Here is a 12,816-nt window from a genome sequence, read left to right as displayed (position 1 = left end):
TAGTGATAATTCTGCTTAAACGGAATTTTTATTCGGCTCAAACGGAAATTGTTTTTAAACAATCCTGTGGACGGATGCTAAACTTTTTCCGAAAGGCTCTCCCAGATTTGCTCTGTTAGTTTAGAAGCGATACTCTAGGAGAGTCGCTTGAAGGTAAGAGTCAACGGGAGGTAGAGGAAATGTTAGGAATTACACTCCAAGAAACACGGGTTTATAGAGAAATTAAAGAAGAAGGACGAGAAGAAGGACGCTCAGTAGAAGCCCGCACACTGATTTTGCGTCTATTAACCCGTAGGGTGGGCAAATTACCTCAAAAGGTAAGTCAGCGTGTGGAATCTTTGTCTCTAGAACAACTGGAAAATCTCGGTGAAGCGTTGCTTGATTTTACTAGTATGGCAGATTTACTAGTTTGGTTAGAAGCGATTGCAGATCACTCGTAAATTCTCTGGGAAAACCATGAAGGCTCAAACGGAAAATTTTTTCATACAATCCCGTGGACGGATGCCAAACTTTTTCCGAAAGGCTCTCCCAAAGGCAGTCAAATCATTGTAACCGACCATATTGGCAACTTCTCCAACTTTCCATGTCCCAGTTTGCAGCATTTGCCATGCTTGTTCCATGCAATAACCGTGGAGAAAACCAAATACTGTTGTACCAAACACCTCACGAAAACCCTGTTTGAGAGTACATTCATTTAACCCTACCAGCCTTGCCAACTCTCTGAGACTAGGTGGATTCTCTAATCTTTGCTGCAAAATATCCCTAGCATAATAAATTCTGTCTACTAAATCGCCTGTTAATGGATGAGGATTGCTATTACTCTCTTGAATTTCCATTTCCACAGCTAACAACATTCCCATCAACTCTAAAGCTTTACCTTCCAGATAAACCCGCTTGGCGATTCCCCGATAAGGACAGTGGATAATTTGCTTGGCGACAGTTTGCATAGCTGGTGTTGCAATACCATCACGACAGTAGCATGGTTGTGCAGATGTTCCGACCAAATGCTGTAATTCTCTTGGTATTTCCCCATCTGGATAACCAGCCATAGAGTGCAGTGTTTCAGGCAACATTTCGATAATCACTTCCAAGAAAGGCTGTTTGGTGGAAATATCACCTAGTGATTCTTTTTCTATACCTCTACCGTAGACACCATATCTTCCACCTTCCAGAAAAGTTTGCCGACACTGAGTTTGTCCAGACAGATGAAAGTGATACTCTATGCCGGTTGTATCCAGATCGGAGAATTCTATCATCAGGCGATCGCACACTCTATAGTCAGCAATGGTCAAATTAAAACCTTCCCTGAGTTGAATTTCTCGCCAGTAACCCCTTCCCAATGGCTGCGGGAACTTGTGTATCACATCAAACTTGTCCTTGGGGTCAGGATAGTGACTAGTTCCATTAGTCCGCATCTCGTTCCACAATTCGTTGTAAGCTTGTTGGGAAATGGTGATAGTCATATTCTGCTCAAGTCTAAATTTATCCCCTAATTAAGAAATTATCTCATTAAATTGGGTAAAGATAGTGAGGCGATCGCTTGACAACTATGACATTTTTCCAAGTGAAGGTTTCCACTCACCCAAAAGGTTGAGAGGAGCGAATTTATTTATAGAGCAATACAGTTCAGAATGAGCAACAAAACACTTGTAGAGACGGCGATTCATCGCGTCTTCAAAGACAAATTATCTACACCAGTAACCTTAACCCAAGCGTATTGATTTATAGAGAAGGTAGAAGGATTTTTTAAGGGGAGATTGAGTTGACTAAATTCAAATCAAAGGAAAAAGATTAAAAGCCAAAGAAATAATAGTCACTAACTAACTAACTGAACTTGGCTTTTCCCTTTCTCCTGTGATATCTCTTTAACCGAAGCGTCCACTGATATAATCTTCAGCTTCTTTGGTTTGAGGTGAACTGAACATCTGCGCTGTCGGATTAAACTCAACTAATTTTCCGCGACGTTTACCATGCTCATCAATTTCTGTATTGAAGAAAGCCGTGAAATCTGCGACTCTAGAAGCTTGCTGCATATTGTGTGTCACCATGATGATGGTGTATTGCTCCTTAAGTTCTAAGCAGAGTTCTTCTACTTGGCGGCTAGAAATCGGGTCGAGAGCAGAACATGGTTCATCCATCAATAATACATCTGGCTTCATAGCGATCGCACGCGCAATGCAAAGTCGTTGCTGTTGTCCGCCAGATAATGCAGTTCCCTTCTCTTTGAGTTTGTCTTTGACTTCATCCCAAATAGCAGCGCGTCTGAGGGAATCTTCCACCAATTCATCAACGTTACCTTTGTAACCGTTAGCAAGCGGTGCAAAGGCAATATTTTCGTATATTGACTTGGGGAAAGGATTCGGTCTTTGAAAAACCATTCCGATTTGGCGGCGTAATTTGACCGAATTTATCTTAGGATCATAAATGTTGCGATCGCGATAATTCAGTCTACCTTCAACCTTAGCACCAGGGATTAAATCATTCATCCGGTTGAAGCAACGCAATAAGGTACTTTTACCACATCCTGAAGGGCCAATAAAAGCAATAATTTGTTTATCAGGAATTTTTAGGTAGACATCTATAAGTGCTAGAAATCCTCCATAATAGACTTTCACACCTTCAACATTAAATACAGAATTATCTTTGTCTATTGTGGCACTATCTGATTGACTTCTACTATTGCTATAAGTCATTTTTCGTATCTCCTAATATCTGTGAATGTATTAAATTAGATATTTAATTATCTAACGGATTGAGAAGCGTTGTCGGATATAAATTGCTACACCATTTAAAGCTAAAATCAAGAGTAACAACGCAATAATTGTTGCTGCTGCTGCACTAGCAAAACCCGGTTCAGGACGAGTGATATAACTGTAAATTTGAATGGGTAATGCCATAAATCTCTGGAACAAACCAGGGTCAAAGGTGAGAAAACCCACAGCACCGACAACAATTAGAGATGCTGCATCACCAATAGCACGAGATACAGAGATAATCACCCCTGTCAAAATACCAGGAACAGCATAAGGTATGACATGACTGCTAATAGTTTTCCATTTGGTGACACCTAAGCCGTAAGAAGCATTTCTCAAAGAATCCGGGACAGCGCGAATTGCTTCTCTAGAGGTGACAATAATGACTGGTAAAGACAGCAAAGATAAAGTCAATGCACCAGAAATCAAAGCAGGGCCAAACCCAAGCAAATAATTAAAAACTCCTAAACCCAGCAACCCATAGACGATAGAAGGTACACCCGCCAGATTACTGATATTAATCTCAATAATCGCTGTCCACCAAGCTTTGGGTGCATACTCTTCGAGATATAAAGCTGCCCCTACACCAATTGGGACAGTTACAAAAATCACAACAAGTCCCAACAAAATGCTGCTAACAATAGCAGGACGAATACCACCTTGGTCAGGAAAACGAGAAGGGGTATCTGTGAGAAATCCTGGGGACAAAAATCTACCTAATCCGTCTCCCAAAATATCGAAAAGGAGCAAAGCTAGGACAAATATCCCAATCATCAAACCGAATAAAAAAATTACTTCAAATACTTTTCCTAAACTCTCCCTTTTGTCAACATTATCAGTAAATTCTGCCCCAGATGCAAAGGAATCATTTTCTTGATAACTAGTAGCCATATTTTATTACTCGTATTTTTCCTTATAACGATTAGCAATCCAGTAACTAACAATATTCAAAGATAGGGTAATCAAAAACAAAACCGCACCTACAGCATATAAAGTCTTGAAATTGAGACTTCCACGCGGACTATCTCCACCAGAAATTTGTGCCATATAAGCAGTCATCGTTGCGATTGATTCTGCAAAGCTAATAGTCAGCTTTGGCTGTAGTCCGGCGGCGATGAGGACAGTCATTGTTTCACCCACAGCGCGAGAAATACCTAAAATAATCGAAGCGATAATTCCCGAAAGTGCGGCTGGTAAAACTACTTTAAAAATAGTTTCTAGTTTAGTGATACCTAAAGCATAAGCTCCTTCGCGCAAAGAACGCGGAACTGATTTAATAGCATCTAAGCTAATAGAACCAACGGTGGGAGTAATCATAATTCCCATCATTACCCCCGCACTTAAGGAATTGAATATTTCTAAAGGGATAATATGCCGCAGCAATGGTGTCAGAAACAATAGTGCAAAGTAACCATATACTACAGTTGGAATTCCTGCTAAAAGTTCCACGGCTGGGCGTAAAACTGCTGCTACTTTGGGTTGAGCATATTCACTCAAATAAATGGCAGAACATAAACCCAAAGGAATCGCCACTGACATAGCAATAGCTGTAGTCAAGAAAGTGCCATTAATTAAAGGCCAAATGCCAAAATGCCTCTCTGCAAATAGAGGTGTCCATTTAGTATCAAGAAAGAATTGAGCAAAGGAAACTTCTTGGAAAAAACCAAATGTCTCCTGAAAAATAATTATGACAATACCAAAGGTAGTCAAAACAGAAACTAAAGCACAAGCAAATAAAATCGTTCCCACAATCCTTTCTGATATATCTTCAGATATATCTTTGTCTAGTGATTGTCTGGGTAGTAAATAAGGATCGTCTTGAGAAGTTGAATTTTGCATAAACAGTGAAGTTGTGACTACAAATCAAGTTACAAATGGTCAATAATTATTTGATGCTACAACCCTCCAGATTCCCCCAAATTTATCTGCGGCATCAATCCAAAATCCAAAATCTAAAATCTAAAATTTTTTGACTGGGTATTTGTCTAAAGAAAATTTGTAATTGGTTCACCTGGTTTGGCTTTTTGAAATTTTGTCCCAGTTTCACCAGCAGCAAATTTTTGTTTTACCTTGACGTAAGCTTCATCAGGTAGTGCTACATATCCAGCACCATCTACCCACTTCCAAGAATTTTCTAGATAAAAATCTACAAATTCTTTGACTGCTGGTTTGTTATCTAAAGATATCTTACTGACATATATAAACAGGGGACGAGATAAAGGTGTGTAGGTATTTTTGAGGACATTATCCAACGGAACTGGTTTTTTGCATTCTCCTTTGAGATTTTCGATAGCAACTAAATTGAGCTTTTCCTGGTTTTGAATGTAGTAAGATATCCCTACATAAGCCAATGCTGATTCATCTCCAGAAACACCTTGCACTAGCAGGTTTTGATTATGGCTAGGAGTGTAGTCGGTGCGGCCATTCTTGGCTTTACCAGTAACGGCTTGAGTTAAATAATCAAAAGTTCCCGTATCAGAAGCCGGAGCATAAAGCTTCAGTGGTAGCTTAGGAAATTTAGGATTAACTTGATCCCAAGTCAAGATTTTGCCGTCTGATTTAGCACTCCAAATTGTGTTCATTTCCTTAATAGTTAGACATTTAGCAAAATCGTTTTTACGATTTGCAATTACAGCTACGCCGTCTAAACCTATCGGTAACTCCACAAACTCAATGTTCTTACTTTTACATTTTTTAATTTCTTCATTTCTGATGGTACGAGAAGCACCAACAACATCAATATCGCCATTACAAAATTTACTGAAACCGCCACCAGTACCACTGGAAGCAACACTAACTTTTGCGTCAGATTTCACCTTCTGGTATTCTTCTGCAACTGCTAAAGAAATAGGAAAACCCACGGCTGCACCATCAATACTCACTTGACTTTTCAATTCTTGTCCACCGTTACAAGCAGTGATGCTACTGGCAAGAACCATTAAAGATGTGAAGAAAAAGCTATCTTTAAATCTGCGATGAAAGCTCATAAATTATCAATTGAGATAAAGTGACTATACAAATAATGCTGCTTAAAAAAGTAAAGTTTATGCTTTGCTAGCAGCTTGAACTTTGTCAAAAATTGCCCCATTTTCAAAAAACTTTTTCTGGATAAGCTCCCAACCACCTAAATCTTGAGAGGTAAATAAAGTTTTAATTGGCGGCTGTTTTGACGCTACTTCTTGAGTGACAGTGGGGTTAACAGGACGATACTGTAATTTGGCAAATTCCCGTTGAGCTTCTGTTGAGTAAAGAAAATTGACAAATGCTTGTGCAACTTCTCTTGTACCGTGTTTATCAACGTTTTTATCAACTAGAGCCACAGGATTATCGATGGAAATATTAACTTGAGGCACAACATAAGGCAGTTTCAATCCACCTATTTGCGCCAAAATTACCTCATTTTCGTAGTTAATTAAGACATCTCCCTCACCTTTTTGGAAGAATGAATCACTAGCTTCACGGGCATCTTTCGTCAATACCGGGATGTTCTTATAAACTTTGGTGACATAATCTAATGCTGCGGTTTCGTCACCACCTGTTAAACTCACAGAACTCCAAAAAGCTAAGAATTCCCAGATAGCAATACCAGAAGTTTTTGGGTTAGCTGCAATTATTTTCACGCCATCTTTTGCCAAGTCTGCCCAAGTCTGAATGTTTTTGGGATTACCTTCACGAGTAACGATCGCAGCTACAGATTTACTGACAATACCATTTCTCGGATATCTGGTTTCCCAACCTGACTTAATCAAACCTGCTTGCTGAATTTTGATCACATCTAGGGGAAGTGCCAAATGTACTATATCTGCTTCTTGCGAACCGTCAATGACTGTAGCCGCTTGAGCGCCAGAACCTCCATAAGTCGCCTCAATCGTGACGTTTTGGTTGTGTTCTTTCTTCCAGCTTTCGACAAATTTGGGAATTATCTGGTCATGTGCAGCTTTGGTAACGGAGAAAGAAGCAAGTTTGATATTAACATCATTTTTGCTAGCTGAACTACTTCCAGAACAGGAGGCAACAGCCATACTCAAAAAAGTACCTATTAGAAATAGACTTACAAAGCTTTGCACAGTGTGTCTATTCAACCAACTTCTAATTGTGTGTTGATAGCAGAATTTTATAGTCCGCAAGGCTTTTATGGCATAAGCCTGTATCCCTTCACTTAGGAATTTACTTAATTGTGTTGGTTGTTGCGACTTGCTCATCAGAATTTACCCCTAAATCTACGGTATTTCTAGATGTATACCGTAATTAAAAGAATTATAGGGTATATAGAATAATATTCATCATCTGGATTAATTTTTTTTTACTAGGTGAGCAATTTGTCATCAAAAGTCTGATTTAGCAAGGAATTTCAAGAAACGGGTTTTTTCTGCTGGAAAGGGAGACACTCTGATTGCACACATACATGAAATTTGCCAAAAAGATGTAATAAATAATACAAAATAATAATATAAACTCGAATTTTTTTAGCCAATAAAGCTTTTTTTAAAACAAAGTAGCTGCACTACAACATCTTGAGTATCATATTTTGCGATCGCACTCATTGCAATAACTTCCCTTCCTGTGACACTTGGGAATTGACTCATATCTCAACTGCAACTCGTTGAATACCAACAAAGTCGAGTGAATCCTGCTGTTCTTCCTCAAATTCTAAACAAAGTTCAATTGCTTCTTTAATGCGTTCCACTAACTCATCTAAAGTTTTAGCCTTTCTTCTATTTATCTATTTTTATCTATTGAGTCTATCACCCTTCCTTGGTAAGGATGACGTTGCTGGTCAAGTTCAGCAAATATATCTATCAACTATGGTTAGTCTTGTCAAACTCCAAATAATTTATTCAATTTTGCAAGCCTTTCTTCATCTGTCAAGTCTAGTTTTGCTACGACAGGTTCAGTAGAAATAAGCTCTAGATTAACGATTATTTCTGCTCCATCAGGAATACTGTGAATTTGCTCTAATAATTCAATAGTTTGACCGCGTTTTATTCCCCTAATCTTCATTTTATACTTACTCCTGTAATCACTACTATTCAAATCTCAGACATTTTCTCATCAATTAATGCTAACTGATGTAGCGGCTGGTTGTCAGATATTGACTCTCCTGGTAGAACAAATAATCAGGCGATAAGATTTAAGTACTCACCAACTGAGTCAGACCCTTCAATATACGTAGCACGTGGTACAATTCATTTCCAGGGTTTAGTATCAAAAAAACCTTTGATAAAGCATAACGCGGTGGATTTCCTGTCACTAATTTGACGAAAATAAACTCGCTTACCGTGGCAATTCCATAAGAATTGTTAATTGCGAATTGCGAATTACGAATTACGAATTATTTGCTGCTTCCAGCCAAACTTCCACTTCATCTGCTAGTAACTTCTGCGCTGCATCCATCATTGATGTTGCAATATCTTTGAGGTCTTCGCGGTTGTTCAAGTAAGTTTTTAACGCTTCCATTGGGTCGATGCTGCTACTCGCACTCAATTCAGGAATTCGGGGTCTGGCTAATTGACTGACTAATTCTGCTTGAATGGTGTAGGTGTGAGCGGGACTTAAAGCAGTATGTAGAGAGGAACTGTCAATTAAATCCATCTGTTCAGAGCGGAGTTTGTAAATTAGCCGCACTACAGCATCTTGAATATCATACTTGGCGATCGCTTTCATTAACACCGCTTGCGGATCATCTGCTTTCGAGATATCCACCTCAATGGTTTGGAAAGTCCGAACTGTTAAGGGACAAAATTCCCATTCAGCGCTGCCCCGCTCCAGTTCCAGCATCACATAGCCTTTGTCTTCTTTTTCTTCGCTAAAATCTACCCGTTCAATACTCCCTGGATAAATCACCGGCGGATTGTTGGATTTATTCAGATTTTGATGGCGGTGGACGTGTCCTAACGCTACATAATCAAAACAAGGTCGTGTCAGCAAAGATAGGGGTAGAGTAAAGCCTTTACCAACTGCCAAAAATCGTTCTGCGCCCAAGGTTGCATTGTCAGCCATCAAGTGAGCCAAAAGAATAGTAGGCACATCGGGGTCAAGACGGCGAACTTCCCCTTCTAAAACAACTCGCAGACGTTCCGTTAATAGTTGGTTTACTTCCGCTAAAGATAAACCTTCAGTCTCTTGGCGAGTCATCAGTGTGGAACGAGTCAGCCAAGGCAGAGTAATTACTTGCACTTTGCCATTACGGGTTTCAATACAGTGAGTAGTTAATGTATCACCAACAACAAACCCTGGCACTCCCAAAGTGCGATAAATATTTAAACTCGCCCCTCCCTGTCCTTGGGAATGTTGGTCATGGTTGCCTACCAATAGGACTGTGGGAATATTGGCATCCATAAGACGGCGAAACTGGTTGGCAAAAGCATGTTGTACATAAGGTGGTGGTGTCGCATCCGGGAAAGCATCGCCACCAAATATCACCATATCGACCGCATCTGTCAGCGCTCGGTCAATACATATAGAGAGAGTATTGACAAAATCTTCCAATCGTGTGTTTAATCCAGTTGTCGGATTAATTCGTCCGTGGGAGAAGCCGCTTCCCATGTGGATATCGGAGAGATGGAGGATTTTAATCATATTTGTCCTTTGTTCTTAGTCATTTGTCCTTTGTCTAATACTAATAACAAATGACTATAGCGGTTCTCGTTTGTATGCAATACATTTTGACCTCTCTCCAAACCTCTCTCCTAAAAGGAGAGAGGCTTTGAATTTACTTTACTCCCCAACGCTAGAAGGGAAGGGGCTGGGGGTTCGGTTTGTATTCCATGCAATTGAGAACCGCTATAAATAATACCAATTCAATTAATGATTGCAACACATGCTTGGATAAAGACGCGATGAATCGCGTCTCTACAAATGGTCTATTTGTCGCATTCTTTTTTCAAATTGGTATAAGTCCTTAGTCCTTTGTCTAAATACTAATGACAAATGACCAATGACTAAATATGAATTCCACATTCTGTTTTATCGCTTCCCCGCCAGCGTCCGGCGCGTTCGTCTTCGCCTTCGGCTACTTTGGTGGTGATGGGTTGGTCGCCAATGCTGGGATAACCTTGGTCGTGGAGGGGGTTGTAGACAACTCCGTGTTCAGCCACGTAAAGCCAGCTTTCTTTGCGTGTCCAGGTAGCTATGGGATTTACTTTCAGCCTACCTTTACCGTCGAATTCAAATATGGGCATATTCGCACGGGTTACTGCTTGGTCACGGCGGCGTCCGGTAATCCAAGCGACGCTATTGAGTTCGTCTAGACCCCGTAGCAGTGGTTCAATTTTTGTAATGTGGTGGAATTTGGCAATATCCTTGTCCCAGAGTTTGTCGCCGTATTTGGCTTCAAAGGCTTCGCGGGTGTCTACATCTGGAGTTTTGAAAGTTTGCAAATCCAGGTTGTAGATTTGTATAGCTTTGGCTACTAATTCTAGGCTTTCAGGGAAGTGGTGCAAGGTGTCGAGGAAGATCACAGGAACGGGATGCTTCAGTTCACTGTAAAGAATATGGGTAATTATCATGTCATCCACGTTAAAGGCGCTTGTTTGCACCAGTCCCGTTGGGATATTTTCTATAGACCATGCCAGTATCTCTTTGGGAGTGGCAGTTTCAAATTGCTCATTTAATTTTTCTAGGTCAAAAGCGATCGCTTGGTTTCTAGATTCCGTGGATGCTGTCATGATAATCTTCTATTCAAAATATTTTTACCTTGATTAAGATTTATTTTATCCCATCAAGGCACGTATTCCGCTCGGAGTTCAGGTATTTATTCTGTTCGGAAATTACTACGTTTTGGAACTGGAGAATGGGAAGTCGGCAGACCAGAAGAACAAATCATTAAAAGTAAAAATTGATACTTAAGTCCAAAAATAAGTATTTACTAAGAAATTTTACGGTAATTTAAGTTTTACAATGGTTTTATAGATATATATACTGATTTTGATATGGTTAAGGGACTATTAATAAAAGGGATTTTACTTAAATGAACAATGCAAAATTCAGCAATCCATTAGGACAATCTATAATTATGGGCGCTTTGATGATGTTAACAAGCGTTGGCATCATCACAATCATGAACTTTTTCTAGATCAAAATTTCTAATTTTAGTAATAAGACTTCACATAGTCCCGTTCAAAACTGAGTGGGACTTTTACTTTTTTATGCAGACAAATCCGTGTGTATTAACTTTCTGCTGTGCCTTTCGGCAGAGAATAATTCTGAAACCGTGTTTTTACGTAGCTTTGCAATCAGAGAATTTAGAATAGGGATGCGATCGCTATTCACCTGACTCCTAGTGACCAACTGGCGCTTTCACTCCTGCACCGCCTTTACCCAGAAATAGCAACAGAGGTAATGAGCAAAGGAAGCCTACCCCTACCACCCGAAAGCAATCTGCGTAAGACAAAACCGCAGCTTGGGTATTTACTGTTTGACTTAATAAAGCTAGTGCTTGTTGTTGAGCCGTTGTCGCATCCATACCTTGACCTTGCAGTGCCCCATTAAGTGCATCGAGGCGCATACTGGTTTCTGGATCATAAGGACTAAGTTTTGCTAATAGGATGGCTCGATGAAAAGCTTCTCGTCGGTCAAGCAAAGTGGTGAGTAGAGCAATGCCAATGCTACCACCCAGTTGTCGGGTGAGATTGTAGAAACCAGAGCCGGCAGAAATATCCTGTTTGGGTAGCGGGCCTAAAACTGCCAAACTCAAAGGGAGAAACATCAACACAGTAAAAGCACCACGCCATACCAATGGCCAAAATAAATCATCGATGCCAGTTTGTGGGGTAATTGCTGCTAGTTGAAACATGACTCCAGATGATCCCACAGCACCCATTGCAATTAAAAATCGGGCATCGATTTTGGTGGACAGCTTGCCCAATACAACCATGACGATCGCAGATGCTAAAGCCCCAGGTGCTAACAATAGTCCTGTCTGCGTTGCTGTAAAGTGCAGCACACTCTGAGCAAATATCGGCACAGCAAAGAGTGTGCCATAAAGCCCCATTCCTACCACGGCAGATAACACACTTCCAGCAGCTAAAGAACGGTGACGTAAAACTCTCAAGTCAACGGCAGGATGGTCTATTTTCAACTCGTACCAAATAAATAGTCCCAATCCGATAATACTGGCGATCGCTAATATGGTGATAAAACCGGAGGAAAACCAGTCCTCTTTCTCTCCTTCCTCTAACAAAGTTTGCATACAACCAATAGCAATCACCAAAAACCCAATCCCGAACCAATCGACGGCTTGGCTTTGTGTCTCGCTTTTGTCTTTATCTTTGGGCAAAAATACCAATGACATCGCCACTGCAACGATCCCGAAGGGAATATTAACAAAGAAAATCCACCGCCAGCCCAAACCATCTACCAAAAATCCCCCTAAAGTCGGGCCGATGGCTGGGCCAGCAATTACACCTACCCCAAAAACTGCCTGTGCTAAACCTTGTTCAGCAGGTGGAAAAGTCTCGAACAAAATCGCTTGGGCTTTAGCTAGCAACCCGCCACCACATAAACCTTGAAGAATTCGAGAAAAAACTAGCATCGGGAGATTAAATGCCAACCCGCATAAAACCGAGGCCAGGGTGAAGCCAATCAACGAGAAGATAAAGTAGGTTTTGCGTCCAAAGTAATCTCCCAGCCATGCAGATAAGGGAATTAAGACGACATTTGCGATCGCATATCCAGTTACCACCCAGCCAACCTCACTGACAGTTGCACCCAAACTAGCCTGTATATCTGTCAGGGCAACGTTAACAATACTGGTATCAATTACTTCTAAGATCGCACCAAGGGAAGCCGTAAAAGCGATCGCCCACTTCAATGGCCCGTGGACATAACCAAATTGGTCAAAACTAGAACGTTTAATGTTGGTAGCCATCAATAATATTAATTTGTAATTAAGAAGCCCAGATGAAATCCAACTTTCTTTTCGATAATTAGTATCAGAGCGATCGCAAAGCTAAAATTAGGCATTTCATCTATACGATACGGTAGCGTATCATATAAAAAAGGTCAAGGAAAGCAGCAGCGATCCCAATCCCCATTCCCCATTCCCCATTCCCCATTCCCCAAT

At 40.5% G+C, this 12,816-nt stretch carries 10 protein-coding genes and 1 pseudogene; 1 reads left to right on the top strand and 10 read right to left on the bottom strand.

The features are described 5' to 3' along the window. Positions 1 to 149: 149 nt before the first annotated feature. A pseudogene (locus tag A4S05_RS04755) lies at positions 150 to 440 on the top strand (DUF4351 domain-containing protein); the annotation flags it as partial. 24 nt (positions 441 to 464) lie between these two features. On the opposite strand, the gene A4S05_RS04750 reads toward A4S05_RS04755, so the two are convergent. The 10 genes from A4S05_RS04750 to A4S05_RS04705 form a co-directional block, all read right to left on the bottom strand. Beyond that, entirely contained in the window at positions 465 to 1,463 is a 999-nt protein-coding gene (locus tag A4S05_RS04750) for a helix-turn-helix domain-containing protein (protein ID WP_069068682.1), read from the bottom strand. Positions 1,464 to 1,865: 402 nt separating this feature from the next. Continuing rightward, positions 1,866 to 2,693: a phosphate ABC transporter ATP-binding protein PstB gene (gene pstB, locus A4S05_RS04745; protein WP_069068681.1), complete on the bottom strand. Its 828-nt coding sequence runs from the start codon at positions 2,691 to 2,693 to the stop codon at positions 1,866 to 1,868. 51 nt (positions 2,694 to 2,744) lie between these two features. Next, positions 2,745 to 3,644 carry a phosphate ABC transporter permease PstA gene (pstA, locus tag A4S05_RS04740; RefSeq protein WP_069068680.1) on the bottom strand — a complete coding sequence of 300 codons (900 nt, stop codon included), beginning with the start codon at positions 3,642 to 3,644 and terminating at the stop codon, positions 2,745 to 2,747. Positions 3,645 to 3,650: 6 nt separating this feature from the next. Then, on the bottom strand, positions 3,651 to 4,592 hold the full coding sequence (pstC, locus tag A4S05_RS04735) for a phosphate ABC transporter permease subunit PstC (protein WP_069068679.1): 942 nt from the start codon (positions 4,590 to 4,592) through the stop codon (positions 3,651 to 3,653). A gap of 146 nt (positions 4,593 to 4,738) precedes the next feature. Then, positions 4,739 to 5,740, bottom strand: a complete 1,002-nt coding sequence (locus A4S05_RS04730; RefSeq protein WP_069068678.1) for a PstS family phosphate ABC transporter substrate-binding protein — start codon at positions 5,738 to 5,740, stop codon at positions 4,739 to 4,741. A 57-nt stretch (positions 5,741 to 5,797) separates the two neighbouring features. After that, entirely contained in the window at positions 5,798 to 6,955 is a 1,158-nt protein-coding gene (locus A4S05_RS04725) for a sulfate ABC transporter substrate-binding protein (RefSeq protein ID WP_069068677.1), read from the bottom strand. Positions 6,956 to 7,571: 616 nt separating this feature from the next. Then, positions 7,572 to 7,754: an SH3 domain-containing protein gene (locus A4S05_RS44135; RefSeq protein ID WP_069068676.1), complete on the bottom strand. Its 183-nt coding sequence runs from the start codon at positions 7,752 to 7,754 to the stop codon at positions 7,572 to 7,574. A 324-nt stretch (positions 7,755 to 8,078) separates the two neighbouring features. After that, complete coding sequence (gene sbcD / locus A4S05_RS04715; RefSeq protein WP_069068675.1) at positions 8,079 to 9,332, bottom strand: exonuclease subunit SbcD; 1,254 nt, start codon at positions 9,330 to 9,332, stop codon at positions 8,079 to 8,081. A 362-nt stretch (positions 9,333 to 9,694) separates the two neighbouring features. Further along, positions 9,695 to 10,420 carry a phosphoadenosine phosphosulfate reductase gene (gene cysH / locus A4S05_RS04710; protein WP_069068674.1) on the bottom strand — a complete coding sequence of 242 codons (726 nt, stop codon included), beginning with the start codon at positions 10,418 to 10,420 and terminating at the stop codon, positions 9,695 to 9,697. A gap of 611 nt (positions 10,421 to 11,031) precedes the next feature. Then, a complete protein-coding gene (locus A4S05_RS04705) occupies positions 11,032 to 12,621 on the bottom strand; it encodes a DHA2 family efflux MFS transporter permease subunit (protein ID WP_069068673.1) in 1,590 nt (529 codons plus the stop codon). Positions 12,622 to 12,816 lie beyond the last annotated feature (195 nt).

The organism is Nostoc sp. KVJ20 (assembly GCF_001712795.1).
GTDB lineage: Bacteria > Cyanobacteriota > Cyanobacteriia > Cyanobacteriales > Nostocaceae > Nostoc.
Note: the sequence above shows the minus strand (reverse complement) of the source record. Positions and strands in the feature narration are given on the sequence as shown.

What these genes read in the sequence shown, in the direction of transcription:
- pstB (WP_069068681.1), bottom strand. Translation starts at nt 2,693, where the DNA reads ATGACTTATAGCAATAGTAGAAGTCAATCAGATAGTGCCACAATAGAC.
- A4S05_RS04750 (WP_069068682.1), bottom strand. Translation starts at nt 1,463, where the DNA reads ATGACTATCACCATTTCCCAACAAGCTTACAACGAATTGTGGAACGAG.
- A4S05_RS04725 (WP_069068677.1), bottom strand. Translation starts at nt 6,955, where the DNA reads ATGAGCAAGTCGCAACAACCAACACAATTAAGTAAATTCCTAAGTGAA.
- A4S05_RS04705 (WP_069068673.1), bottom strand. Translation starts at nt 12,621, where the DNA reads ATGGCTACCAACATTAAACGTTCTAGTTTTGACCAATTTGGTTATGTC.
- pstC (WP_069068679.1), bottom strand. Translation starts at nt 4,592, where the DNA reads ATGCAAAATTCAACTTCTCAAGACGATCCTTATTTACTACCCAGACAA.
- A4S05_RS44135 (WP_069068676.1), bottom strand. Translation starts at nt 7,754, where the DNA reads ATGAAGATTAGGGGAATAAAACGCGGTCAAACTATTGAATTATTAGAG.
- pstA (WP_069068680.1), bottom strand. Translation starts at nt 3,644, where the DNA reads ATGGCTACTAGTTATCAAGAAAATGATTCCTTTGCATCTGGGGCAGAA.
- cysH (WP_069068674.1), bottom strand. Translation starts at nt 10,420, where the DNA reads ATGACAGCATCCACGGAATCTAGAAACCAAGCGATCGCTTTTGACCTA.
- A4S05_RS04730 (WP_069068678.1), bottom strand. Translation starts at nt 5,740, where the DNA reads ATGAGCTTTCATCGCAGATTTAAAGATAGCTTTTTCTTCACATCTTTA.
- sbcD (WP_069068675.1), bottom strand. Translation starts at nt 9,332, where the DNA reads ATGATTAAAATCCTCCATCTCTCCGATATCCACATGGGAAGCGGCTTC.